Source organism: Arcobacter sp. YIC-80, from assembly GCF_044841725.1.
GTDB lineage: Bacteria > Campylobacterota > Campylobacteria > Campylobacterales > Arcobacteraceae > Arcobacter_B.
On sequence record NZ_JBJBSI010000005.1, the window covers coordinates 68699 to 95106 of the forward strand.

The 26408-nt window shown below is 28.6% G+C and carries 22 protein-coding genes; 7 read left to right on the plus strand and 15 right to left on the minus strand.

Annotated features, from left to right (window positions below; translation table 11 throughout):
- Positions 1-4: 4 nt before the first annotated feature.
- From nirD to ACH5BK_RS08495, 3 genes are read right to left on the minus strand one after another with little or no spacing between them, the layout of a single operon-like run.
- A complete protein-coding gene (gene nirD / locus ACH5BK_RS08485) occupies positions 5-316 on the minus strand; it encodes a nitrite reductase small subunit NirD (RefSeq protein ID WP_404306386.1) in 312 nt (103 codons plus the stop codon).
- Positions 316-2781 carry a nitrite reductase large subunit NirB gene (gene nirB, locus ACH5BK_RS08490; RefSeq protein WP_404306388.1) on the minus strand — a complete coding sequence of 822 codons (2466 nt, stop codon included), beginning with the start codon at positions 2779-2781 and terminating at the stop codon, positions 316-318. The genes nirD and nirB overlap by 1 nt, the downstream gene beginning before the upstream one ends.
- A gap of 1 nt (position 2782) precedes the next feature.
- Complete coding sequence (locus ACH5BK_RS08495; protein WP_404306390.1) at positions 2783-4774, minus strand: molybdopterin oxidoreductase family protein; 1992 nt, start codon at positions 4772-4774, stop codon at positions 2783-2785.
- Positions 4775-4960: 186 nt separating this feature from the next.
- Between ACH5BK_RS08495 and ACH5BK_RS08500 the strand changes: the two genes are divergently transcribed.
- From ACH5BK_RS08500 to ACH5BK_RS08510, 3 genes are all read left to right on the plus strand, one after another.
- Entirely contained in the window at positions 4961-6337 is a 1377-nt protein-coding gene (locus ACH5BK_RS08500) for a CmpA/NrtA family ABC transporter substrate-binding protein (protein ID WP_404306392.1), read from the plus strand.
- Positions 6338-6457: 120 nt separating this feature from the next.
- Complete coding sequence (gene ntrB / locus ACH5BK_RS08505) at positions 6458-7267, plus strand: nitrate ABC transporter permease (RefSeq protein WP_404306394.1); 810 nt, start codon at positions 6458-6460, stop codon at positions 7265-7267.
- 16 nt (positions 7268-7283) lie between these two features.
- Entirely contained in the window at positions 7284-8081 is a 798-nt protein-coding gene (locus ACH5BK_RS08510) for an ABC transporter ATP-binding protein (RefSeq protein ID WP_404306396.1), read from the plus strand.
- A 20-nt stretch (positions 8082-8101) separates the two neighbouring features.
- Here the strand turns inward: ACH5BK_RS08510 and ACH5BK_RS08515 are convergent, their stop codons facing one another.
- From ACH5BK_RS08515 to ACH5BK_RS08530, 4 genes are all read right to left on the minus strand, one after another.
- Positions 8102-8443 (minus strand): cupin, encoded by a 342-nt coding sequence (locus ACH5BK_RS08515; protein ID WP_404306398.1) that lies wholly within the window; start codon positions 8441-8443, stop codon positions 8102-8104.
- 65 nt (positions 8444-8508) lie between these two features.
- Positions 8509-8955, minus strand: coding sequence for a hypothetical protein (locus tag ACH5BK_RS08520; protein ID WP_404306400.1), 447 nt, complete (start codon positions 8953-8955; stop codon positions 8509-8511).
- Between the two features lie 9 nt (positions 8956-8964).
- The gene (locus ACH5BK_RS08525) at positions 8965-10383 is read right to left on the minus strand and encodes a DUF1007 family protein (protein WP_404306402.1); all 1419 of its coding nucleotides are present in this window, start codon (positions 10381-10383) and stop codon (positions 8965-8967) included.
- A 53-nt stretch (positions 10384-10436) separates the two neighbouring features.
- On the minus strand, positions 10437-11408 hold the full coding sequence (locus ACH5BK_RS08530; protein ID WP_404306404.1) for a metal ABC transporter solute-binding protein, Zn/Mn family: 972 nt from the start codon (positions 11406-11408) through the stop codon (positions 10437-10439).
- Positions 11409-11549: 141 nt separating this feature from the next.
- Between ACH5BK_RS08530 and ACH5BK_RS08535 the strand changes: the two genes are divergently transcribed.
- The 4 genes from ACH5BK_RS08535 to ACH5BK_RS08550 all read left to right on the plus strand — a co-directional run bounded on the left by ACH5BK_RS08535 (position 11550) and on the right by ACH5BK_RS08550 (position 15042).
- On the plus strand, positions 11550-11915 hold the full coding sequence (locus ACH5BK_RS08535) for a Fur family transcriptional regulator (RefSeq protein ID WP_404306406.1): 366 nt from the start codon (positions 11550-11552) through the stop codon (positions 11913-11915).
- Between the two features lie 13 nt (positions 11916-11928).
- The gene (gene nhaA, locus ACH5BK_RS08540) at positions 11929-13215 is read left to right on the plus strand and encodes a Na+/H+ antiporter NhaA (protein WP_404306408.1); all 1287 of its coding nucleotides are present in this window, start codon (positions 11929-11931) and stop codon (positions 13213-13215) included.
- 70 nt (positions 13216-13285) lie between these two features.
- On the plus strand, positions 13286-14077 hold the full coding sequence (locus ACH5BK_RS08545) for an AraC family transcriptional regulator (protein WP_404306410.1): 792 nt from the start codon (positions 13286-13288) through the stop codon (positions 14075-14077).
- Positions 14078-14130: 53 nt separating this feature from the next.
- Positions 14131-15042, plus strand: a complete 912-nt coding sequence (locus ACH5BK_RS08550) for a DMT family transporter (protein WP_404306412.1) — start codon at positions 14131-14133, stop codon at positions 15040-15042.
- A gap of 69 nt (positions 15043-15111) precedes the next feature.
- Here the strand turns inward: ACH5BK_RS08550 and ACH5BK_RS08555 are convergent, their stop codons facing one another.
- The 8 genes from ACH5BK_RS08555 to ACH5BK_RS08590 all read right to left on the minus strand — a co-directional run bounded on the left by ACH5BK_RS08555 (position 15112) and on the right by ACH5BK_RS08590 (position 26408).
- Positions 15112-16407, minus strand: coding sequence for a dicarboxylate/amino acid:cation symporter (locus ACH5BK_RS08555; protein ID WP_404306414.1), 1296 nt, complete (start codon positions 16405-16407; stop codon positions 15112-15114).
- Positions 16397-19447 carry an efflux RND transporter permease subunit gene (locus ACH5BK_RS08560; protein WP_404306415.1) on the minus strand — a complete coding sequence of 1017 codons (3051 nt, stop codon included), beginning with the start codon at positions 19445-19447 and terminating at the stop codon, positions 16397-16399. Before ACH5BK_RS08560 ends, ACH5BK_RS08555 begins: the two co-directional genes overlap by 11 nt.
- Position 19448: 1 nt before the next feature.
- Complete coding sequence (locus ACH5BK_RS08565; protein ID WP_404306417.1) at positions 19449-20549, minus strand: efflux RND transporter periplasmic adaptor subunit; 1101 nt, start codon at positions 20547-20549, stop codon at positions 19449-19451.
- On the minus strand, positions 20546-22303 hold the full coding sequence (locus tag ACH5BK_RS08570; RefSeq protein ID WP_404306419.1) for a TolC family protein: 1758 nt from the start codon (positions 22301-22303) through the stop codon (positions 20546-20548). Before ACH5BK_RS08570 ends, ACH5BK_RS08565 begins: the two co-directional genes overlap by 4 nt.
- A gap of 1 nt (position 22304) precedes the next feature.
- On the minus strand, positions 22305-22943 hold the full coding sequence (locus ACH5BK_RS08575) for a TetR/AcrR family transcriptional regulator (RefSeq protein WP_404306421.1): 639 nt from the start codon (positions 22941-22943) through the stop codon (positions 22305-22307).
- Positions 22944-23091: 148 nt separating this feature from the next.
- A complete protein-coding gene (locus ACH5BK_RS08580) occupies positions 23092-23799 on the minus strand; it encodes an SDR family NAD(P)-dependent oxidoreductase (protein WP_404306423.1) in 708 nt (235 codons plus the stop codon).
- A 546-nt stretch (positions 23800-24345) separates the two neighbouring features.
- Complete coding sequence (locus tag ACH5BK_RS08585; RefSeq protein ID WP_404306425.1) at positions 24346-25506, minus strand: cytochrome-c peroxidase; 1161 nt, start codon at positions 25504-25506, stop codon at positions 24346-24348.
- Complete coding sequence (locus ACH5BK_RS08590; RefSeq protein WP_404306427.1) at positions 25506-26408, minus strand: sterol desaturase family protein; 903 nt, start codon at positions 26406-26408, stop codon at positions 25506-25508. The genes ACH5BK_RS08585 and ACH5BK_RS08590 overlap by 1 nt, the downstream gene beginning before the upstream one ends.

A 26408-nucleotide genomic window follows, 5' to 3' on the forward strand; every position in this document is an offset into this window, starting at 1 on the left:
ATTTTTACTTTAAATTTAAATAGACTAAACTATTTTCTATTTTTAAATTATAAGTTTTAGTACACTCATAATCTTCACCAATTGCCTCACCACTTAGCATATCAACATCAGTATTATGTAAAGGGCAGGTTACTATTTTTTCATGAACTAAACCATCAGACAACTTACCTTGTTTATGAGGACAGATATTGTTTATAGCATAGATTGAGCCATCTTTTGTTTTAAAAATAGCTATTTCTAAATCTTCATATTTTACTACTCTTGAACCCATTGAAGGGATATTTTTAAGTTCTGTTATTTTAATCCAGTTTTGCATTAGTTTATCTCCTTTGATTCAAAGCTTACTGATTCTTCTGGTTTTATTACAATTGGGCTAAACTCTTTAGTAAATCCATCTTCAATTGCTTTTGCCCAAGGGTCAACTTGTGCACTTTTTTGTGATTCTTCAAATCTTAAAGCGTAATATTTTCTTTTTTGAGAATCAAGCATAACTTTCTTCACATACTCTAAACCTACTCTTTCAAGCCAATGAGCTGTTCTTTCTAAATAGTAAGCATCCTCTCTATAAAACTGCATAAATACTTTTGTATACTCAATCAACTCTTCATCAGTTTCAACCTTACAAAGTAAATCAGTAACCCTAACTTTAATACCACCATTTCCTGCAATATGTATTTCCCAACCAGAATCAACTGCAACAACTCCAAAGTCTTTTATAGTTGCTTCTGCACAGTTTCTAGGACATCCTGATACTGCAATTTTATATTTATGTGGTGTCCATGATCCCCAAGTTAACTTTTCTAGTCTCACACCCATTGCCATTGAGTCTTGGGTACCAAATCTACACCATTGACTTCCTACACAAGTTTTTACCGTTCTAAGACCTTTTGCATAAGCTTGTCCTGAAACAAAACCACAATCATTTAAATCTTTCCACATAGGAGCCAATTGTTCTTTTTTAACACCTAACATATCAAGCCTTTGCCCCCCAGTAAATTTAACTGTTGGAACATCATATTTCACAGCTATATCTGCAATGTCTTTTAGCTCTTGAGGACTTGTAAGACCTCCCCAAATTCTAGGAACCACAGAGTAAGTTCCATCTTTTTGAATATTTGCAAAGTTTCTATCATTTACCAAAGCACTTCTTTTGTCATTTTTATATTTATCATCATTATATTTAACTAATAAATAGTAGTTTATAGCTGGTCTACATTTGATACAACCATCATCAGTTTTCCAATTTAGTTTTTCAAAAACTTCATACACATCTGAAAACTCATTTTCATTTATACACTCTTTTATCTCTTTATGACCCACATCACAACAATCACAAATACCTTCTTCAACGGCGTTATATTCATCACCTAAAGTATTTACTAAAATTTGCTCAACTAAGCCTAAACAAGAACCACATGAAGCACCAGCTTTTGTACAACTTTTTACATCCCCAAGAGACTTTAAATCTTTATCTTTAATAGCATTTACAACATCACCTTTACAAACACCATTACATCCACAAACTTCTTCATCATCACTCATAGAGTTTATATCATCTCCTCCATGTCCACTATCCCCAGAAAGTGCTGACTTCCCAAATAAAATTTTAGTTCTTAAATCACTAATATCTGTATGCTCTTTAAAAAGCTTTAAGTACCATGAAGCATCAGCTGTATCTCCATAAAGAACAATTCCAATAATCTTATTATCATAGATTACAAGTTTCTTATAAATACCAACCTTTTCATCAAGTAAAATAAGCTCTTCTGTTGTCTCATCACCTAAGTAATCCCCTGCACTAAATAAATCAACACCAGATATTTTAAGTCTTGTTGATAATGTTGAGCCACTATACCCCTCAACCTCAACATCTGCAAGTTTTTTAGCTAATACTTTTCCTTGTTCATATAAAGGAGCTACTAAACCATAAGTATTTCCTTTATGCTCAACACACTCACCAACAGCATAAATTGATTTATCACTTGTACTCATAAAATCATCAACTAAAATCCCTTTTTTAGTATCAAGGTTTGCCTCAATTGCCAAGTCTTTATTTGGAATAATCCCCGTTGCAAACACTACAATATTTGACTCAATACTACTTCCATCACTAAACTCTACTTCTTCAACATCACTAGTTCCATTTATTTGTTTTATTGTTGTATTTAGTTTAAACTCTATTCCATATTTTTCTAAATTCTCTTGAAGAAGTTTACCTCCTGTACTATCAAGTTGCTGTGAAAGAATCGAGCCACTTCTATGAACTAAAATAGTCTTAACTCCATGCATAGCAATTCCATAAGCTGCTTCAAGACCAAGTAATCCACCTCCAACTACAACAGCTGTTTTTGATTTATCTATAGTTTTTATAATAGTGTCAACATCTGCTTTATTTCTAAATGCAATTACATTATTTAGATTACTTCCTACTGTTTGAGGAATAAAAGGTTTTGAACCAGTAGCTATTAGAAGCTTGTCATAATTTTCAACTTTTCCACTTTGAGAGATTACAGTTTTTTTCTCTTTATTGATTTCTACTATCTTTTCACCTGTATATAAATTAATATCATTTTTTTCATACCATGACTCATGATTTATAATAGTGTCTTCAAAAGTTTTTTCTTGAGATAAAATATAAGAGAGCATGATTCTATTATAGTTTACATAAGGTTCTTCACCAAAAATTGTAATATCATATTTATCTTTATTTATTTCAAGTAAATCTTCAATAACTCTAAGTCCACTCATTCCATTTCCAATTACAACTAATTTTTCTTTCATGTTATACCCTTTTCTCAATTTTTACTGCACTATGGTTATAGTCAGGTTCTAATGACTCTTTGTCATATATGTCGTTTGTTAAATAGTTCATATCTCTATTACTTACAGGAATAAAAATTGTTCCTTTTTTTATAGTCTCAACAACTTGTGCATAAGAGATCAACTCACCTCTTTTAGATTTAATTATGATTTCATCACCATTTTTTATATCCAAACTATTTGCATCTTCGCTATTTATTTCACAAAAGTTCAATTCTTTAAACTTTAAAAGAGTTCTTGGAAGATTTGTTTTTGTTCCACTATGCCATTGGTCTCTGGTTCTTCCTGTAAGTAAAATAAATGGATATTCTAAAGATGCTTTTTCACTTAACAACTTATTTTCAACAAAAAATAGATTTGCCTTTCTATCACTTGTTAAAAACTCTTTATTTTCAACTATTTTTTCACCCCAAATAAAAGGTTCTTTGGATAAATCATCATAATTTGCTTCATTAATATCCATATAAGAGTTTAATTTTATCATTTCTTGATACTCTTGAAATATCTCTTTTGGATGAGAATAATTAAAATCTTTTTTAAAGCCTAACCCCTGTGCTATTAGCTGAAAAATCTCCCAATCAGGTTTACAATCAATAGAAGTTCTTGTTAGTTTTTCTTGTTTTGTTATAGTTCTATCAAGATTAGTTTGTGTTCCTTCTTTTTCACCCCAAGGAGCTGCAGGAAGTTTTATATGAGCAAACTTTGAGGTTTCAGAGTTTTCATAAGCGTTTATCTCAATTACTAAAGGAATATTTTTTATTAACTCTTCCATTTTATTTCTGTTGGGAAGATGATATATTGGATCAGTATGACAAACTATCAATACTTCAAGACTTGCTTCAAGCATTTGTGTTGCCGTAAGTCCAGGCTTATTACAGATACCCTTTACACCCCAAAACTCTTCAACTTTTTTTATAGATTCTTCATCAAAGCCTAAATGAACAGCAAGCATTGTAGAAAGTCCTCCAACTTCCCTACCTCCCATTGCATTAGGTTGACCTGTTAAAGATAAAGGGCCATTTCCTTCCTTGAAAATTTTTCCTGTTAAAAGATGAGTATTAATTAAAGCAAGATTTTTATCAACACCTTGAACTGACTGGTTAAGTCCCATTGTCCAAGCTGTTATTATATTTGGACTATTTTTATATAAAAGCCAAAACTTTTCAAACTCTTCTTTTGTTAAACCTGTTCTTTTCAACATTTTTGTTACAGGAATTCGTTTGAATTTATTTACTAACAAATCATAATTATTTACATGAGAGTTTATAAACTCTTCATCAATTAAACCTTCATCAATAATTCGCTTAGAAATCAAATTAAAAAGGTCAATATCACTTCCAGGTTTTACAGATAAATGAATATCAGCAATCTTTGCTGTATCTGTATATCGAGGATCTATTACAACTACTTGAAGCCCTTGTTTTTTAGCTTTTTTAATTTTATTATGAAAAACCACATGTGCTTCAGCTGTATTTGCTCCTGCAAGTATTAATAAGTTTGCTTTATTAATATCTTTCATTCTAAGAGGTACGAAATCTGCTCCTAAAGATTTTTTATAAGCAACTACGGCACTTGACATACAAGTTCTACTATTTGTATCTACATTATTTGTTTTTAAAAAACCTTTTCCTAACTTATTTGCTATATAGTAATCTTCTGTTAATAACTGACCTGATAAATAAAATCCAACCTTATCCTTATTAACCTGTTTAATTTTTGATGATATTTTTTGTATACTTTCTTCCCAAATTGATATTCTAAATTCACTATTTATTGTATCTCTTATCATTGGTCTTAATAATCTAGTTGGTGTTTGAATACTTACTAATTCACTAACTCCTTTTGAGCAAACCTTACCCTCATTTACAGGATAAGCCACATCACCAAGAAGTTTGCTTTCATCGAATTCTAGTCCACATCCAACACCACAATAACCACAAACTGATTTAATCATAAAATATTCCTTTTATATAGTGGATGTAAAAAACTAATGTTTTACTGTAATCCATTATAAAACAAATTTTATGTAATTTTAAGATTTTATTGTATGTTTTATATACAAAAAACTAGTATATTTTAATAACTAGTAGTGTTATAATGATTACATCAAAAATCATTAATGTAAATTTAAGGAGAAAACATGATTAAGCAGGTATTAAAAATCGGATTAGGTGTTTCTATTGTTGCAAGTTCACTTCTAGCAGCTCCAGAAAAAACAAAGTTAAAAATTGGTTTTATTGCATTAACTGACTGTGCTCCACTAGTAATTGCAAAAGAGAAAGGTTTCTTTGAAGAAGAAGGTTTAGATGTTCATGTTGCAAAAGAAGGTGGTGGTTGGCCTGGAATTCAACAAAAAGTTATTAGTGGAGAGTATGACTTTTCACATGCACTTGCAGGTATGCCAATTGCTGCAACACTTGGAATAAATGGAGACGCTCATTTACAAGCTTTATTATCTTTAGACTTTAATGGTAATGCAATTACGTATGGTAATAACATTATTAAAGAGATGGAAAAATATGGACTTGATAAAACACAAAGACCTGTATCTGCTGACTCACTTAAAAAATACATAGATGCAAAAAGAAAAGTTGAAGGAGATAAATATCAGCCTTTAAACTTTGGTATGGTTCACCCAGTTTCTACACATAACTATGAGTTAAGATATTGGATGGCAGCTTCTGGAATTAGACCGGACCAAGATTGTACTATTAAACCATTCCCACCACCAACAATGCCATCAAACTTAATTGCTGGAAATATTGAGGGTTATTGTGTAGGTGAGCCATGGAACTCTAGAATCGTACTAAAAGGTAAAGGTAGTGCACTTGTAACAAACTACGACATTTGGGGGAATAATCCAGAAAAAGTACTTCAAGCAAGAGCTGACTTTGTAAAGAAAAACCCTGAAACAACAAAAGCGGTTATGAGAGCAGTTATTAAAGCACAAAAATGGCTTGATGCTTCATGGGAAAACAGAGAAGAAGCTATTAAATACCTTGCTAAGAAAAACTATGTAAAAGCACCTAAAAAAGTATTACAAAAATCAATGTCAGGAACTTTCCTTTATAACAAAGGTGTAGATTCATCTAACCCAATGTTTAACGTATTTGCTAATAACTATGCAGCATATCCTTACTACTCACATGGAATGTGGTTTATTACTCAAATGTATAGATGGGGACAACTTGATAAACCTGTTGATATGAAAGCTACAATTGAAAAAGTATATAGACCTGACTTGTTTGCCCAAGTTGCAAAAGAGGTTGATTATAAATTGCCTCCAAGTCCATGGAAAAAAGATGGTCTTGATAAATACAATAAATTCTTAGATGGAAAAGTTTGGGATCCAAATAAAGCTGTAGATTATATCTTTGACTTCAAAGTTCAAAACTCACTTGTATCAAAAGAAGAGTTATTAAAAGTTAATAACTGGAAAGTTAATACTGCACAACCAAAATATGAGTGTCACTATGGACCTGCTGGATGTGCAGATCCTAAATATGTTACAAAGTAAGTCTTTTAGACTTACTTTAATAAAGAGAAATAAGCTTGTTTTTTTAAATGCCTAGTTTTATTATCTCTCCTACTAGCAAGTCGAAAGCTAGGCATCTAAAAGAACAAAGAAAGGTTAAAAATGAAAAAAGAAATCTATAAAAAAATACTATTTCCCCTAATAGTACTAGTAGTCTTACTTCAAGTGTGGTCAGGGATTGCTGCAATGGTTGAGGACTTCCCAACACCAAGTGATACTTATGTATATGCCTTTGGTGGAGAGACATCAGATGGAGATGAATTAGAAGGTGTTTTATCTGATCCATTTTACATTGAAAATCAAGATGATAAAGGTGTATTTTGGCAAATTGTAGCTTCATTACAAAGAGTATTCTCAGGATTTGGTCTTGCTGTTTTAGTGGGAGTTCCATTAGGACTAATTATTGGTATGAGTAAAAATTTCCAGTATGCTTTTGATCCATTTATACAAATATTTAAACCTGTATCACCTTTAGCTTGGTTGCCATTATTACTTTTTGTATTCCAAGATATTGATGCAACAGCAATTTCAACAATCTTTGTAACATCAATTTGGCCTATTATTATAAATACCGCTCTTGGTGTAAAAAATGTTAATCAAGACTATTTAAATGTAGCAAAAGTATTACAGTTTTCACCTATTGAAAAGGTATTTAAGATTATCTTACCTGTAGCGGTTCCATATATTTTTACTGGAATGAGATTATCTTTAGGTATTGCATGGTTAGTTATTGTTGCAGCAGAAATGCTAACAGGTGGAATTGGTATTGGTTTTTGGATTTGGGATGAGTACAACAATCTTTCATACCATAATATCATCATAGGTATTATCTTAGTTGGTATTATTGGTTTTATTTTAGATGTTCTTATGGGAAAAATTGCTGACTATTTTGACTATAGAAAAAAGATGTAAATGAGAAGGAAAAATCATGAGTAATAATAACTTTTTAGAATTAGAAAATATATATAAAGCCTTTCCTCTACCAGGGGGGAAAGAGTATAAAGCAGTAGTTGATGTAAATGTAAAAATTGCAAAAAATGAAATTATTTCAATTATTGGACATAGTGGGTGTGGAAAATCAACTTTATTAAATATGATAGCAGGACTTGATGCGCAAACACAAGGAAACATACTACTAAAAAATAAAGAGATTAAGGGACCAGGACCTGAGAGAGCTGTAGTATTTCAAAACCATTCACTTCTTCCTTGGCTAACTGTTTATGAAAATATTGAAATGGCTGTAAAAAAAGTAATGCCACATCTAAATAAACAAGAGTTAAAACAAAGAGTTGAACACTTTGTTTCAATGGTAAACCTAGACCATGCAAAAGATAAATACCCTGGTGAAATATCAGGAGGAATGAAACAAAGAGTTGGTATCGCAAGAGCATTATCAATAAAACCTGATGTACTTCTTATGGATGAGCCTTTTGGTGCTTTAGATTCACTTACAAGAGCAAATCTTCAAGAACATCTAATGAGAATTCAACAAAGTGTACAAAACACAGTAATTATTATTACCCATGATATTGATGAAGCAGTTTTATTAAGTGATAAAGTAATTATGATGACAAATGGACCCGAAGCTACTATTGGCGAAATATTAGAAGTAAATTTAGAGCGTCCTAGAGATAGAGTTGCTCTTCAAAGTGATCCTGAATATATCAGATGTAGAGAAGCAATTTTAGATTTCTTATACAAAAAGTTTGCAAAAGAGGATGAATAAACTAGAGTTTTAACTCTAGTTTATAGTTTTAAAACACCTTTTACTCTATTTATTGAATCACTTTTTGATAAAGTAAGTCTTACTATTGAGTCTTCATTTGCTTTAAGATTATGTACAATACTGGCTTCTAAACTTACGATATCGCCTTTTACAAGATTGTAAACCTTTTCACCAACTCCAAAATCAATTGAACCCTCAAAAATTTCAACTGTAATAGGATAAGCTGTTTTATGATCTTTCATAATTTGATCTTTTTTAAAAACTATTCGTATCTCTTTTGAAAATTCTGTTTCTAAAATAAGAGATACTTTTACTTTCTCTTCACCGTATACAATATCATCATAAATATTTACTTTTTCCATAATAAAACCTTTTAATTTAATATCATAATTTTATCTTGAGAAAAGAAACAATACATTGATTATAATCAAGAAAGTTTTGCTATAAAAAAGAAGTTATTATCAAAACTACCCTCTTCTAAAAGCTCATAATTCTCATTTAATAAAGTTAAAACTTCATTTTTTTCAATCTTATTTTTGTCTAAAATATGAAAGATTAGACCTTCTTTATTTAAAATATTTTTTTGATTTTTTAAAGAATCATTGAGTTGAACAAGAGATAAACTATCTAAAGTATTTCTTGAAAAAATAGCATCGAACTTCTTGTGTGTATCAACTGTAACTTTATCTATTAAAATAACTCTTATATCAATAAATTCATCTTTTAAAAATCTAGTTTTTACTTTTTCATCTTCACTTGCTACTACTTCATAGTACGAATGAAGTAGTCCCAAGTCATCACCTTTTTTACTTCCAAGCTCTAAAACTTTTTTAAATCTTGGAAGATATTTTCTCAAACTTGAGATAATATCCATTTTATTTCCTTATAAAATATCTGCATTCAAAAGAAGTAAAAGTCCTAAAACAAACATTATAATAGGAGCTAAAACCTCAACAATATTTACTATTTTAGTAGATTTAGCTGATACTTTATTTAAAGACACCCCTAAAAATGATGAAGCAAATATCACAAGTCCCATTCCTAAAGAAATAGCAATACTAGCAAGTATTACTGAAAAATATGTTTTTAGAATAAAGGCATATACAAAAAGTACAACTGTACCAGGGCAAGGAATAAGCCCTGCTGTTAATACAAAGATTAAATCTTCTTTTTTTCTTGAACTATCAAAATGTATTTTATTCTCATTTTTTTCAACAAAATTTACATTTCCTGTTGTTGAGAAAATAGGTTTATTTTCCTCAACACTACAACAAGCACTACAAGCACAAGATTTTTTCTTTAATTTTCTGTATAGAATATAAATAGATAATAGCATAATCAAAACAGCACTTGTTTGTGTAATATACTTAATAGAATCATCTAGGAAACTATTTAAAACACTTTGAAGTATAAAAATTGAGATTACTACTAAAACCAAAGCTCCTACTATATGAATAAATGCTGTTGCTAAAGAAATTAAAAAAGCTTGAAAATATGAACTTTTTTGAGCACTAAAATAAGAAAAAGCTAATGCTTTACCATGTCCTGGTCCCATAGCATGAATAATTCCATAAACAAATGAAACAAAAAGTAAAAAGACTAAAGCCCATTTATCCTCGCCCTTTTCTATTTCAACTAAATAATACTTCACTTTTTTTACAAAGTTTTCTAAAATAGTCTCTTCTTTTTGTACCTTGTTTTCTTCTAAAGATTGCTCAATTAAGTTCTTTTCTTTTTTTCTTACTTCACTTGCACTTTTTAAAGGCTCTTCGTGTGTTTGTGTTTTCTCATCATTTTTAGCTAAAGATGGTGCATTTATAGTATACGTCACACTATTATAATCTAAATCTTTTTTGATTTTATAAGGGATACTAAACAACTGTCTTTTTTCATCTATCAACATGATAAAATAGCTTGCATCATCATAAACTTCAATATATAGTTTATGATTGTGTTTAATTTCATAATTTAAATCAAACTCATACTCAAAACTTAAAATGCCTCTTTTAAAATCAAATTTGTATTTTTTTACATTTAAAGGTCTTGAAACTTCTTCAATTTTTGTACTGTAAGTTAGATGAGTTAAGTAGTTTTTAGGTTCAATATAAGCTAAAAGAGCATCTTGAATAACTTCAAGCTCTTTTTTATCAAAAGAGGCATCTAAATTTGTATCATAGAGGTTTAAGAGTTCTTTTGTAAACTCTTTTGCAAATACCCATTTAACTTTAGCATTTTTGATATATTTTTTGTCAGCTTTTACACTTGTGCTTACATGAGTTTTAGGAGAATAAACGGAACACAAAGAACATCCAAAGAGGATGCTCTTAAGTAAAAATAATAATATTAAATAACGTATCATTTATATGTTTTTGCTATTTCATTTGCCACTTTTAAAAGATTTTTATCCCATTCATAAGATAAAGGATCTATTACACTTGTATTTCCATTAATACTTTGAGAAATAACTTTTGCACCTTTTTGAGAAAATTGAGGAGCTACAAAAACAATTTTAATATTATGTTTTTTTGCTTCATCTACAAGTTCTACTAATTGAGCTGGCTTTGGTTCTTTACCTTGAACTTCTATTGATATTTGTTCTAAATCATATCTTTTAGCAAAATATCCCCAAGATGGGTGAAATACCATAAATGCTTTATCTTCATAAGGTTTAAGAATATTTTCAAGTTTAGTATTTAAAGCTTCAAGCTCTTTTACAAAAGCTTTATAATTTGCTAAGTAAAAATCTTTATTTTTTGCATCAATTTTTACTAATGCTTCATAAATATTTTTTGCTTGAACTTTCACTAACATAGGGTCTAACCAAACATGAGGATCTAAGCCTGTATGTTTATGTCCGTGTTCTTCATGTTCATCATGCTCATCATGTTTTGCATGATTATGTTCTTCATGATCATGATCGTGGTGTTCATGGTTTTTATGTTCATCATGTTCATCTTCATGTTTTGCGTGCCCTTCATGTTCATCTTCATCATGATGTTCATGAGCTTGCATTTCAATCTTTTTAATTCCTTTTGAAGTATCAACTAAAAGCATATTTTTATTTGCACTTTCAAACTTTTCTAGCCATATTTTTTCAAAAGGTACACCAATAGAAAAATATGCTTTTGAAGCTGATAAACTTCTCATTTGTGAAGTTTTAGGTTCATAAGTAGCAGGAGAAAAACCTGGCTTAACCATAACATTTACTTCAAACTTATCTTTTGCGATTTTTTCTACAAAGTATTTTTGAGGTAAAATACTTACTGTAAGCTCTTTTGCATATAAACTAAAACTAATAACTAATAAAAAAGCTAATATTTTCTTCATAAAAATTCCTTAATAATTTTTCTTTCTTTTGCAATTGGGTTGCATTATTGGAATAATAATATAGTAAAACTTTAATGCAACTTAGTCGTAAAGTATTATTTTAGTAAACTACTTTTAAATTAATATTGCTATAATATTTTTATGAACATAGAAAAATTAACAGATGAAAAAAACATTAAACTGACAACAGCTAGAAAGGCTATTTTAGAAATCTTAGTAAATGCAGACAAACCTTTGTCTTATGAGGATATCAAGGATAAACTTTCAATGGATAAGGCAACATTTTACAGAAATATTACAAAATTTGAAGAAGAGAATATTTTGAATTCTTTTGAATCAAATAATAAAAAAAGATACTTTGAAATATCAAAAACTAAACACTCTCACTTTATATGTAATAATTGCTCTAAAATACAATGTATTCATGAAAAACTAAATTTTAATTTAGAAGGTTATCAAGTTGATAATATAATAATCAAAGGCATTTGTCCAAATTGCTTAAAATAAAAAAGGAAACTATATGATTAAACAATTAATTACTATTGAGAGATTTATAAATAAAGAAGCTCTAAGTGGTATTATACTTTTCATAGCAACGGTAGCAGCAGTTATTGTAGCAAACTCAAGTTGGGGACAAGAATATTACGACTTATGGCATTTACCTCTTGGTATTAACCTAGGAGATTTATCTATCTCGATGACACTTACTTATTGGATTGATGATGGTTTAATGGCATTATTCTTTCTTATGGTTGGACTAGAAATAAAAAGAGAAATGTTAATAGGTGAACTATCAAGTGTTAGTAAGGCTTCATTTCCAATAGTTGCTGCTATTGGTGGTATGGTAATACCTGCATTAATTTATGTAGGATTTAATCCAGACAATCCTTTAGGATTTGGAGTACCGATGGCTACGGATATTGCTTTTGCACTTGGTATTTTAATGCTTTTAGGAACAAGAGTTAATCCTGCGCTTAAACTATTTTTAGTTGCTCTTGCTGTTGTAGATGACTTAGGTGCTGTTTTAGTAGTAGCAACAGTTTATACAAGTGATATTCAAAGTCAATACTTTCTACATGCTGGTATTATTTATGCAATTATTTGGATTTTAAATAAAAGAGGTGTTACAAGTTTAGTTCCTTATTTAATTTTAGGTATTGGACTTTGGGTTTATATTCATGCTATTGGTATTCACGCTACAATTGCAGGTGTATTATTAGCCTTTGCTATTCCTATTAGATCTAAAATTGATGAAAAAAAATTTATTAATGAAACAAGACACTCTGTAGATGAGTTTGAAAAGCACATGGATCCTGTACCTGTTTTAAATCATCATCAAATTGATTCTTTAGAAAATATTGCATTTGGATATGATAAAGTTCAAAACCCACTTGTAAGATTAGAGCATAACTTACATGGTCTTTCGGCATTTTTTATTATGCCTTTATTTGCATTTTCTAATGCAGGTGTTTTAATTGACTTTAGTACAGTAAGTGCAAACTTAATGATTGTATTAGGTGTAGTTTGTGGTTTAGTGGTTGGTAAACCTGTAGGTATTTTAGGTCTTACTTATTTAGCTCATAAACTTAAAATTGTTAAAAAACCTGATACTATTTTATGGAAAGAGATTCTAGCAGTAGGATTTATAGCCGGTATTGGATTTACAATGTCAATTTTTATTACTCACCTAGCTTACTTAGATGAAGGAACAATTGCTGCTGTTAAACTTGGAGTATTTGCTGCTTCATTTGTTGCTGCTGTAATTGGAGTAGTATTACTTCTTACTATCAAAAGAGAAAAAGCTTAAGCTTTTCTCTTTTGTATAAATTATGACAATTTTTTTAATTTTTTAATAAAAAATTATAATATAATACAAAATGTCTAATTTACTAAACAATATACTTTTTGAAAATGTTAAAAAATCAAATGATAATTTTACAAAACACTACCATGATACTTATACAATTGGACTCACATATAAAGGTGTTTTAAAATCTTTTAATGCCAATCAATCTTATGATTCTTATGAATATTCAATAAGAATAAATAACCCCGGAGAAGTTCATTCAGGAACATCAAAACAATGGAGCCATGCAAACTTTTATCCAACAATAGAGCTTATTTCAAATTTATATGCCCAAATATTTGATGAAAGAAGAACTCCTTTTTTTGAAAGACATATAGTTGAAAATAGACTTTTATTTATGAAACTTCATGATTTTTTTACAGCTTATTTTTCAAAAGAAGATGAGATATTAATTGAGTCCTTACTTATTGAAGCTTTGAGTGAATTAATACTTTCAAACACTATTTATACAAAAGAGTATGATAAAATTTTTGAAGATAAAAAAATAGTAAAAAATACTTATGAGTATATAAAAGATAGTATAGATAGTGAATTTACTCTTGATAATCTTGCTACAAATGTAAATCTTAGTAAGTTTCATTTTTTAAGACTATTTAAAAAAGAGTTTGGATTAACACCTCATGCTTTTATAATCAATCAAAGACTTAATAAAGCTAATAACTTAATACAAAAAGGAATTCCTATTAGCCAAGCTAGTATTGAAGTTGGATTCAATGACCAGTCACATTTTACTAGAAATTTTAAAAAATACTTTGGTTATACACCAAAGGCATTAAAGCAAAATAGCAATTTTATTCTATAAAAAGATATTATTTTCAATTATACTTTTAAAAATTTATTTTTAAAGATTATACTATGACAACAACAAACAAAAACTTATTCTACTTTTTGATGTTTCTTGCTATGGCAGGATGGGGAGCTTCGTGGGTAAATGCAAAAGTATTAAGCTCTTATATAAATGAATACGAACTTATTTTTTTAAGAAACTTTTTTACAATAGTTACTTTAATTCCTATTCTTGTTTTTACAAGAAAATACTTTTATATAAACAAAAGAAGCTTAGCATTAGCAGTTTTAGCCTCAATAATTATGATTGCATATATGAAATGCTATTTTCTTGGAACAAAATTCGGTACTGCATCACTTGGTGGTGCTTTAGTTACTACTTTAATACCTATTAATACTTTTATTATTATGGCTTTATTTTTTAAAAAAAAGATAGTAAAAAAAGACTATTTTGCTTTAGCTATAGGTGCAATTGGGGTTATGACAATGCTTAATGTATGGTCATTTTCAAGTGAGCAAATATTTACTATTCAAAATATGTATTTTTTAGGGGCATCTATTTTATGGCCTGCTTTAACTATTACTAGTTCAAAAATCACAAAAACCTCACCTATGGTTTTTACTTTATATATGTATATCATTACATCAATAATGGTAGTGATATTTTTTACAGATTCTTTAGAGTTAAACTATAGTAGTTATGATAAGATTTTTTGGTTAAATATTTTAGGACTTGCTGTTATTTCTACAACATTTTCTACAACAGTATATTTTATAGGAATTGAAAAATTAGGAACAAATGAAGTTAGTTCTTTCATCTTTTTAGTACCACTTTTTGCTATTTTATTTAGTGTTATTTTTCTAAAAGAACATTTAAGTATCTCTCTTTTAATAGGAACAATTTTAACACTAATTGCTGTTAAAATTTTAAATAATATAAAGATATTTAAAAAAAGACAAGACATTCAAACACCAAACTAAAAAGCTTAATACTTTTACTTTATCAGAACTTATTTTAAGAAGTAAAAACTTTACTTCTTAAATCAATGCCTATTTTAAAGCATTTATTTCTTTTGCGATTTCTGCTTTTGAACTAGTAATATTTACTAGCTTTTTCATAACAATTGAAGCTGTTAAATCCCCTGTTACATTTATAGTCGTTCTACACATATCAAGAATTCTATCAACTCCTAAAATAAGGGCAACTCCCTCAACAGGAACTCCTAAACTTTGAAGAATTGAAGCTAAAATAACAATTCCAACACCTGGCGTACTTGGAGCTCCAATAGAAGCTGCTACTGTTGTTAGAGCTAATACAGCCATTTCTATTATACTTAACTCTATTCCAAATAATTGAGTTAAAAAAATAGCTGCTATTACTTGATAAATAGCTGTACCATCCATATTTATTGTTGCACCTAAAGGTATTACAAACTTTGAAATAGGAGTTGGTATATTTAGTTTTTCTTCTGCTGTTTTCATTGATAAAGGCATAACAGCAGCAGATGATGAAGTTGAAAAAGCAAGAAGTTGAACTTCACGTATTTTACTTAAAAACTCCAAAGGTTTTATTTTTGCAGCAATAAAAACGACTAGTATATAAAAACAAAGTAAAGTAAATAATCCCACTAAAACTGTCAATACATACATTGACATTGAAGAGATTGCATCAAATCCAATCTTGATTGTAATACTACATAAAAGGCCAAATACAGCATAAGGAGCAAGTTTCATAGCCCAACTAACAACTGTCATAGAAAAAGACTGAAAAGACTTTGCTAAATCCTTTAAAGGTTTTGAGTCTTCATCTTCCATATTCATCAAAGCAACACCTACGAAAATAGCCAATATCACAAAAAATAAAATATTTCCATCAAGTTCAGCTTGACTTACATTTATAGGAATTAAGCCTACAATCATATCAGGAATAGATGTGTTTGAAATAGGATTTACTTCTTTTATAACAACCGTACTTGTATTAATCGTATTTAAAATATCTTTTGATACATACTGCCCTGGATTTATATATAAAGCTACAAATAAACCTAAACTTACAGCAACAATAGTTGTAAATACAAAATAAGGAGCAATTTTTAAACCTAAACTTTTTAGGGTGTCAGTATTATTTGCACTTGTTATTCCTAAAATAATAGAACTCATTACAAGTGGAATAACAACCATTTTAATTAAAGCTAGGAAAATATTTCCTGCTAATGCTACCCATGGAGCTATTATAAATGCTACATTACTAGGAACTAAAGCAAAGGCATTAGGAGATAAAAGTAAACCTACAATTACACCTAAAACCATACCTACAAGAACTTTAAACCAAAGTTTATTTAGCATTTTTTTGCCTTTTTACTTTATAAAAAATTGAGTATAAAACTGGAATTAAACCTAAAGTTAATACAGTTGAGAACATTAAACCAAAAATAATTGATATAGCCATAGGCTGCCACATCTCACCACCACTGTACCATAAAGGTACAAGCCCAAAGATTGTGGTTATTGTTGTTAGAATAATTGGTCTAAATCTACTAACTCCTGCTTCTATAATTGCATCATAAAGTTCTAAACCATTTTCATATTCAAGTTTAATTCTTTCAAGTAAAACAATGGCATTATTAATAACTATCCCACTTAAAGATATGATTCCAAGAAGTGTCATAAACCCAAAATATGAACCTGTTATATAAAGTCCTATTGAAACACCTATTATTCCAAAAGGAATAGTTAAAAGTATAATTATAGGTTTTCTAATAGAATTGAACTGTGCAACCATTAATAAAATTATTGCCATTAAAGCAATTGGAAGATTTACTACAATAGATTTATTTGCTTTTCCAGAAGCTTCATACTCTCCACCAAATTCATAATAGTAACCTAAAGGAAACTCTTTTTCTATTTTGTCCATAAAGGGTTGTATTTTTTCAAACACAGCAAGTGCGTTTGCATCTTGTTTTATATTTGCCCCAATTGTTACTGTTTTTAATCTATCTCTTCTTATTATTTTTGATTCTTCAAATACAACTTTTAAACTTGCCACTTGAGATAAAGGAATATTTTTCCCACTACTTTGGGAATAAACACTAATTGATTGAAGCCTATCTAAATCATCTTTTGTATTTTCATTTGATCTTAAAACTATAGGGATTAACTTGTCATTTTTTCTAAAAGTTGTCACCTCAAATCCACTTAAAGCACTTTGTAAAGAAACAGCAATATCAAGATTTGAAATACCTTCTTTTAAAGCCTTTGCTTCATCTATATCTACCACAAATTTTTTATTTCGAATACCCCAATCATCAACAATAGTCTTAACCTCATCATATTGTGATAATTCTTGTTTTATCTTTGCACTTAAGTTGAAAAGTTTATTCATATCTTTTCCACTTACCCTAATTTCAATAGGTTTTTTAACAGGAGGTCCATTTGCTAAGACTTTAGCTGTAACTTGCATATCAGGGAAGCTATTTTTTGTGAAGTCTTCCACATCTTTTTTTACACTATAAAGGTTTTTATACTCTCTTACATTTACTAAAATAGTACTGTATTCAACACTTGCTAACTCTTGATCATAAGCTAACCAAAACCTAGGGGCACTCTGTCCTATAAAAGATACAAAACTTTTCACTTGTTTATTTTCAATATAGTTTTTGTTTATATATTCCTCTATCTTAGCCACAGCCTCTTTTGTAGTATCTATATTAGTTCCTACCGGGAGTCTAAGTTCTAAGGTAAAACTAGGTTCACTTGATGGTGGGAAAAATTTCTTAGGTACAATATCTAATAATTTTAAAGAAGCTACAAAAACTAGTATTACAACTAAAATAGTTGCATATCTGTATTTTAAAATAGCTTTTAAAAACTTTCTATAATAGTAGTAAAACCTACTCTCTTTTTCTTCCACATCTTTTTTCTTCATAAAATATTTACTTAAAACAGGTGTTAAAGTAAGAGCTAAAACCCAAGAAGAAAGTAAGGTAATTGTTACTACTTTAAAAATAGAGTTTGTATATTCTCCCGTCATAGATTTTGCTAAAAATATTGGTAAAAAGGCTGCTGATGTTGTCAATGCAGAAGTTAAAAGAGGTATTTTTAACTCATTTGCACTTTGAAGTGAGGCTTCTACTACACTTTTTCCTCTTTGCATTAAAACCATAATAGATTCACTCATAACAATAGCACTATCAACTAAAAGTCCAAGAGAAATAATAAGTGCAGCTAAAGATACCTGATCTAACCAAATATCAAAAATCCCCATGATAATAAATGATGTTAAAACAGACATTGGAATTAAAACTGCAACTATAAGTCCAGTTCTTAAACCAAGAGAAAAAAGCATTACTAAAATTACAAGTCCCATAGCTTGTAGTAAGTTATCAACAAAATCTCCTACAATCCCCTCAACTATTTTTGGTTCATCAAAAAGCTTATCAAGCTTTACTCCTAAAGGAAGTTTCTTTTGAACATCAACGATTAAAGCATCAAGTTTTTCACCAAGTTTGATAATATCTCCATCATCTTTCATAGAAATAGCTAAAACAATACTTTCTTTTCCACCTTTTCTTACTATAAAACTACTTGGATCTTTATACTCATACTTGATATTTGCTATATCTTTTAAATATATATATTCTTTTGTTGGCAATACAATTATTGTGTTTTCTATTTGTTTTATATTTTCATAGTTTCCTGTAGGTTCTATTAGCATTCTTGAACTATCAACTTTAATACTACCACCTGATAAAACTATGTTTTTTTGTTCTAAAATATTTTTTAAATATGAAGCACTTAAATTTAGCTTTGCTAATTTTGTGTTATCAAACTCCACATAAACTCTTTGAGGTTGTTCACCCAAAAGCTCTACTTTAGCAACTTCACTAATTCTTAAAATCATATCTTTTGTGTCGTTTGCTATATCTTCTAGTTCTTTATACTCTAAACCATCACTTGTAACTGATATTAAGTTTCCATATACATCACCAAACTCATCATTTACAATAGGTTCACTTGTCCCCTCAGGTAATTCTCGTGAACCTTTTTGAACTTTTCTTCTAAGAGAATCCCATATTTCTCTCATATTTTTATATTTTTCAAGAACATTTACAAATATAATAGATACACCATTTTTAGATGTTGATCTAATATAATCAATTTCAGGCATTTCTTGAATTGTTTTTTCTAGTTTATCAGTTACTAACTGTTCAACTCTTTTTGCACTTGCACCAGGAAAATAAGTAACCACAGTAGCTGTTCTTACTATAAAACCAGGATCTTTAGCCCTTGGTAAATCAAAAAATGAAATAACACCGTAAACTAATAACATAAAAGAAAAAACAATTGTTACAGTACTTTTTTCTAAAGCAAATTTTGTAATTGACATTTTATTGTCCTAACTCTTTTAAATTAGCAATTTTAACTTTCATATCTTCATAAACTTCACTCATACCAGCTTTTAGAACTATATCTTTATTTGTTATTCCACTAGTTATCTCAAACCCATCAGAACTCAACTCTCCTACTTTTACTTCTGCTTTTTTTACCACATAAAAATCATCTTGTTTTTTTAAGATATATAAGTAGTATCCATTTTTATCATTTAACACACTAGCTGAGGGTACATAAAATATATTTTTTTCATCTTTATTTGAAAGATCAAAATATACATCTGCTGACATTCCTGATTTAATCAAAGTTGAACTATTGTTTAGTTTTACTACTACTTTATAAGTTTTTGTTTTTGATGACGAATATTTTGATAGCTCTTTTACTTTTGCTGTAAAAACTCTTGTTTTATCAATTGAAGGGAAGATTACTTTTACTAAATGGTTTTGATCTATTTTGTTTATTATTGATTCTGGAACTTGTAAAGATACCTCATCTATTAATTTATCTCCTATTAAAACAACAGGAGTACCAATAGCCACATTTTCATTTTCATGTACATATTTTAGTGAAATATAACCATTCATTGGAGAGTATAGTTTAGTATAAGATAATTTTAGTTTTGCATATTCTAACTCTTTTGTAATATTCTTCACTTTTGCACTTATTGCATCATAGGCAGCTTTTGCATTATCAATATCACTTACACTTGCATTTTGATTTATATAAAGTTTTTTAACTCTTTCATAACTACTTTTTGCATTTATCAAACTGGCTTTTGCCTCACTTAAAGCATACTTTATTTGTGATACTTTTAACTCATAAGGTTTTGAATCTAATTTTGCTATTAATTGTCCTTGTTTTACTTCATCTCCAATTTTTACTTTTAAATAAGAGATATTACCTTGAACTTTAAAGCTTAATTTTGTTTCATTATTTGATATTGCAAGTCCATTTAAAACTCTGTTTTCATTTGAATCTTTTGCTTTTGGAATTGTAGCAAATACTGTTTTTACATCTGTTTGTTCACTTTTAGTTTCTTTTTCTTCACAAGCTGTAAAAGCTAATATTATAAATACTGCTAAAAATAGATTTTTCAACCTTTATCCTTTATAATCATTTGTATTTTTCTTTCAACTTCTTCTTTTTTTAATTCATCTAATAAAATATCAATCTTCCCACTAAAAAAATAAATAGAACTTAAATCAACTAAATACTCAATATTTGAAATATTTAGATTCAATTTTGACACAATATAAGAGTTTTGAGCATCAAGTAAAGAGATAATATTTTCTTTTCCTTTTTGATACTTATCTTCTATTAACTCAAAGTTCTTTTTTGATGAAATTAAAGAGTCTTTTGAATAAGCTATTTTTTCATAAGATTGCTCTAAAGACTCATAGTTTTTTCTTACATTTTCTATGATAAGATTTTTTATTTCATTGTATTGAAGTTTTAAATCAATAAGCTCAACTTCATTTTTTTGAATTTTAGATTTCTTTAAACCACCCTCATATAAAGGAAGCTTTAAATTTAAAACAGCTTGATACTCTTCATCATCAAGACCTTGTGGTAAAGTTGAACTTTCACCATTTCTATCTATTATTTTTTTTGCTGTTCCTTCAAAGGCTAAAGTAGGTAAAAAATAAGAGTCTTTATTCATTTTAAGCTGTTTAGATTTTGCACTTACTAGCTCTTTTATTTGTTTTAGTCTTGGGTGAGTATGTACAATCTCTTTTGTAAAGGTATTTTGGATTCTCTTATCTTTTAGATATTTAATTGCATCACTATTTAAAAGTTTAAATAGTTTTGAATTTAAACCATACTCTATAAAATCATATTCATTTTTAACTCTTAGAAGATTTGCTAACTCTATTTTAAGTTTTTCCAACTGCTTTTTAGAACTAGCTAAATCTATATTTGCATTTGCTAATTCACTTTGCCATCTATAAACATCACTTCTATCTTTTACACCAATCTCCAATCTTTGCTTAGCAAACATAAGATTTCTTCTTATAAAATCATGTTTTATTCTAATGATCTCATTATATTTTTTGGCTTTTATAATATTTAGATAAATCAAAGTAGCTTTATATAAAATCTCATCATTTAAAGCTTTTGATTCTTGCTTTGTTGATTTATAAAGAAGTTGATTTATTTCAATATTTTTTAAAGCCTTATCAGAATAAATAAGCTGTGATAGTTTGACTCCAGCTTCAAGAGTTTTTTGTGCATTTAAGCCTCTACTTGCTTTTGCTCTATCTTCATCAATTTGAATATAATTTGAAAAAATATCTATCTTAGGTCTATAAAGTGTTTTTGTTTCATATACACCTATTTCTCTAAGTTTAATACTATTTTCATTTCTTTTTATTTTTAAGTTATTGTTACTTGCTAGATGTAACACCTCTTCAAGATTTAAACTTTTTAGTTTTTTATCTTTTTTTGTATCTAAAAGTAAAGGTTTATTTTTTATATGAACCACTTTTCTTTTGTTCTCTTTTAAAAACTCAAATATTCCTAAAGCAGCAGTTCTTATAATCCTATTTTCATCATAAACAGAAGAAATTAAATTGTAAGTAATAGCATAAGAACTATTTGCTTTTGAAATTGAATCAAAACTATTAATCAAAAAAAGTGTATTTGCTTGAAAGAAATATTTATCACAATTTTTTAAACAAATCTTTGTATTGTAGTTGATACTATCTGCACTATCAAAAAGTTTTGAAGCTTCTTTTTTTATAGCTTCAAGATAGGTTTTAGACTTGCTATCAAGTATTAAATTTAATTTATAATCTTTAGAATAAGCAAATGTACTAAAAGCTATAAACATTAATATAAATAATTTTTTCACCTTATACCTCACTATTTAAATAATCTATTGAATGTACTAAATTTGTATGTTCTATTCCCTTTTTTGTCATATAAGGTTTTATAAAATATAAAATATTTAGTATTCCCTTTTTTCTTCTTTGAAGCTCAGTTTGTGACTCATCTATAAGCCAATAAATTTCCCATTGACTTACTATAATCCATGTATTTGATACTAAAAAATCCAACTCATTTTTATCTAAAGTTTTTAAGTATCCATACTTGATTTGATGTTCATAAACTTTTCTTATTTGTACTTTGTTTTTTAGATGATTTTCTTTGAAAACTTCTCTAACCTTTGGATACTTTTGATATATATTGTTTAGCTCAAGTCTAAAGAACCTATATCTTAATTCATTTTTCATTTGTTGTTGTAAAAAAGCATAATAATCAAAAGCTTTATCCTCTCCATCTTTTACACTAGTAAGCTGTGAAGAAATAGCTTTCATAAACTCTTCATAAATCTCAATAATAATCTCTTCTTTGTTCTTAAAATAATAATAAAGATTCCCAACACTAATACCCAGCCTAGATGCAATATGCCTTGTAGTAGTATCTATACAACCTTTTTCATTGAAAAGATTAATTGATTCTTGAATTATTAAATTTTTTCTTAATGACAAAAAAATCTCCTTAGAACATTTGTTCTAATTATAGAACAAATGTTCTAATAAAGTAATTAAAGAAAATACTATAATATCATATATGAAGTGAAATAAATAATTTTTAAAAGTAGTGAAAATTTAATAAACTAGAGAAATCTCTAGTTTATTATCTAGCATAAAAAGTGTTATTGATATCTATTGTAATACCATTTATATATTCAGGACAATCAGTAGCAAGCCAAACAATAGCCTTTGCCACTTCTTCTGGTTCGGCAAATCTATTTGTAACAACAGCTGCTTTAAAAGCTGCTTTTCTTTTTTCATCATTATCATTTTGCATATCAGTCTCAGCAGCACTTGGAGCAACACAATTTACAGTAATACCATCACTTCCAAGAAGTTTTGCATAGATTTTTGTAGCATTTATAAGCCCAGCTTTTGCGATACCATACCATACATCAGGGTGACCTATTTGTCCTGCAATAGAAGCAGTATTTACTATTCTTCCAAATTTTCTTTTTTTCATACCCTCACTAAAAAGATTCATAAGCTCTACAGGAGCGTGTAAGTCTACATTCATTAAATGCTCTTTGGCTTCCTTTGGGTAATTGTCATAAGTATATTTTGGTTGCATATAACCAGCATTGTTTATAAGAACATCTATTTCACCAACCTCTTTTGCTAAAGCTGGTAGATTTTCAATATCTGATAAATCATATTGTATTTCAGTTACATTGGGTAGACCACCTAACTGAAAATCATCAAAGTTTCTAGCAACAACTATAATCTCATAATCAAGTTCAAGAAGTGCAGCTGATACAGCTAAACCTATACCTTTATTTCCACCTGTGATTAATGCTCTTTTTTTAGTCATATTATCTCTCCATAATTTTTCTATGTATTGAGTATATAATGGCTTTGGTTTTATGTTTCTTAAAAGTTTAAGTAAGTATTTAAAATTTATTATAAAAGAATAAAGAGAGTTTTAACCTCTAATAATGCTCATGATTCTTTTTCGCTCTGCGTTCTTGCATAAAACGATTTCTCTTTTACTTCTAGAGTTTTTTAAGCAAATAAGAGTTTTTGAAAGTAGTTTTGCTCTTTGATGAAGTTTATCAAGTCGTGCAACTTCTATTCTGATTTTATATCTATTTATTAAACCTGCTTTTTCTTCTTTTAATTTTAGAAACTGAGCTTTATAATCAGACTTATTTTCAGCAAATAAAAAAGTAGTAATTGAAAATAATAGTATAAATCGTAAAATAGTATTTCCTTTTTGTTTATAATACCATATTTTTATTGTTTTTTTTAGTAAAAATTGCAGTTTTATTTCTAAAAAATAAAATTTTTTAAAGAAAAAATAATTTTTGTTGAAATATTTTTATTTTTATATAAAACGCGAATAATTTCGCGCTTTATTTTACTTTTCTAGTAAGTGTTCGTATTTTTTATCTGTAAGTAGTTTCATAAAAGCAACTAAAGCTTCTACTTTTCTATCACTTTGTTTTTTAGCTTTTAGCTCTTCAAGTGAGATAGTCTCTTTAACCTCAGGTTCACCCCATGGTTTACCAGTTTCTGGGTTTAGTTTTCTACTTGGGTTATTGTACTTATCATAGAATTCAACTACAGTTTTAAGCTCTTTAAATACTCCGTTGTGCATATATGGAGCTGTTACTGCTACGTTTCTTAAAGTTGGAACTTTATATTTTCCTTTTTCTTTTTCATCATTTACTGCTGGATTATTTAATAGTCCATTATCTATAGCTGTTACACCATTTCTTGCTCTTAGTTTATGATTTACTGGAACACCTATGTTATGATATTCATAGTTTGTAAACGTCTCACCAGCTTTATCCTCACCTTTTAGAACGTGACAAGTTGCACAAGAATTGTTATTGTTTGAGAAGAAGATTGATCTTCCTAAATCTTCTAGTACAGTTAAGTCATATTCTCCTCTTAAATATCTATCATATTTTGAATCAAAAGGTGAAAATTCATCTGTCATTTCAAACTTTTCTATTGCATCTGCCATTGCTTTATAGGCTTCTTCATTTGAAGCAAAAATATCTTTTCCATAAAGTTCTTTAAAAGTTTTAACATAATAAGGATTTTCTTTGATTCTATCAACTACAGCTTTTTTACTTGGCATTCCCATTTCAATAGGATTTGTTGGAGGACCACCTGCTTGACCAGCTAAAGTTGCTTCTCTACCATCCCAAAACTGACCACCTATATATTTTTTCTTCTTTTCATTAAAATGAAATTTTGGTGAAAACTTAGCATAAGCTGCACTTGGAGCTTGTCTATCACCTAATGACTTTCCATCATCTCCAAGAGAAGCCATTGCACCTATTGTGTTGTCTCTGTCATCTGCAAATCCTTTTTGGGGATTGTGACAAGTTGAACATGATTGAGTTCTATTTTTTGATAAATTTACATCAAAAAACAGTGATCTTCCTAAATCCTCTTTTACTTTTAAGTTTGCTAACTTTTGAGCTTTTGAAACCTCAGCATTATTTACACAAGCTGTAAACAATAAAGCAACACTCGCTGTTAAGGCAAATGATTTTAAATATTTCATTACCTCTTACCTCCTACTAAATTTTTAAATGGTGCTATTATTAAGTTTGCTATTGAATTGTACTGATTCATTTGTTCACGTCTAAGTCCAAACTTTAAAACTTTTACATCTTTAGAAAATCTCAAAGTGCCAAAAGCCCAATCCCAAACAGCTAAATATCCTCCATAGTTTTTATCAAAATGTTTTTTACTATGGTGTATTTGGTGTTGTTTAGGTGAGATAAAAAATCTCTCCAAAAATTTAGAATAAGAAAAAGCCACGTGAGAATGTCTTAAGTTAGAACCTATTAAAGAAAAAGCAAATACAAGTACATTTACCCCTAAAATAGCATATACATCAATCATCGCACCAAAAAAGTATATAAACACCCCTGTTACAAGTCCAATACTTAGTGAATATCTAAGTCCAAAAAGTAGATTTTCAATAGGATGAACCCTATAAAAAGTAATAGGTGTTAATACCTTTGCGCTGTGATGAATCTTGTGAAATTCCCACAAGAAAGGAATAGTATGTAAAAATCTGTGAGTCCAATATCTAGTGAAATCACTCACAACAAACAAACAAATAGTATACATAAGTAAAACAGCCTCATAAGAAAAGAAAGTGTTTTCATAAAAATCAAATGATAAATAAAGCTGTTTATTTATAAATAAAGCGATAGTTTTTGCACTTACTACTATAGGAAATAACATAAATACCTTTATAAAATAACCAATAAAAAAGTAATAATAATCAAGCTTAGCACTAGGATGTAACCAAAGCTTTGAAGATAGATTTACTTTTAATTGTTTTTTATTAAAATAGAAATATATCCCTGCTATTAAAATAGAAGATAAAATATAAACCCAAAAAACTCTTTTATTTGGGTTTATAAAATACTCTAGTGCAAAAAAATCGCTCAA

Bases quoted from the DNA above. Each gene is read 5' to 3' on its own strand.
- ACH5BK_RS08550 (WP_404306412.1), top strand. From the start codon at position 14,131: ATGACAACAACAAACAAAAACTTATTCTACTTTTTGATGTTTCTTGCT.
- ACH5BK_RS08530 (WP_404306404.1), bottom strand. From the start codon at position 11,408: ATGAAGAAAATATTAGCTTTTTTATTAGTTATTAGTTTTAGTTTATAT.
- ACH5BK_RS08510 (WP_404306396.1), top strand. From the start codon at position 7,284: ATGAGTAATAATAACTTTTTAGAATTAGAAAATATATATAAAGCCTTT.
- ACH5BK_RS08515 (WP_404306398.1), bottom strand. From the start codon at position 8,443: ATGGAAAAAGTAAATATTTATGATGATATTGTATACGGTGAAGAGAAA.
- ACH5BK_RS08500 (WP_404306392.1), top strand. From the start codon at position 4,961: ATGATTAAGCAGGTATTAAAAATCGGATTAGGTGTTTCTATTGTTGCA.
- nirB (WP_404306388.1), bottom strand. From the start codon at position 2,781: ATGAAAGAAAAATTAGTTGTAATTGGAAATGGAATGAGTGGACTTAGA.
- ACH5BK_RS08535 (WP_404306406.1), top strand. From the start codon at position 11,550: ATGAACATAGAAAAATTAACAGATGAAAAAAACATTAAACTGACAACA.
- ACH5BK_RS08585 (WP_404306425.1), bottom strand. From the start codon at position 25,506: ATGAAATATTTAAAATCATTTGCCTTAACAGCGAGTGTTGCTTTATTG.
- ACH5BK_RS08520 (WP_404306400.1), bottom strand. From the start codon at position 8,955: ATGGATATTATCTCAAGTTTGAGAAAATATCTTCCAAGATTTAAAAAA.
- ACH5BK_RS08555 (WP_404306414.1), bottom strand. From the start codon at position 16,407: ATGCTAAATAAACTTTGGTTTAAAGTTCTTGTAGGTATGGTTTTAGGT.
- ACH5BK_RS08545 (WP_404306410.1), top strand. From the start codon at position 13,286: ATGTCTAATTTACTAAACAATATACTTTTTGAAAATGTTAAAAAATCA.
- nirD (WP_404306386.1), bottom strand. From the start codon at position 316: ATGCAAAACTGGATTAAAATAACAGAACTTAAAAATATCCCTTCAATG.
- ACH5BK_RS08580 (WP_404306423.1), bottom strand. From the start codon at position 23,799: ATGACTAAAAAAAGAGCATTAATCACAGGTGGAAATAAAGGTATAGGT.
- ntrB (WP_404306394.1), top strand. From the start codon at position 6,458: ATGAAAAAAGAAATCTATAAAAAAATACTATTTCCCCTAATAGTACTA.
- nhaA (WP_404306408.1), top strand. From the start codon at position 11,929: ATGATTAAACAATTAATTACTATTGAGAGATTTATAAATAAAGAAGCT.
- ACH5BK_RS08560 (WP_404306415.1), bottom strand. From the start codon at position 19,447: ATGTCAATTACAAAATTTGCTTTAGAAAAAAGTACTGTAACAATTGTT.
- ACH5BK_RS08495 (WP_404306390.1), bottom strand. From the start codon at position 4,774: ATGATTAAATCAGTTTGTGGTTATTGTGGTGTTGGATGTGGACTAGAA.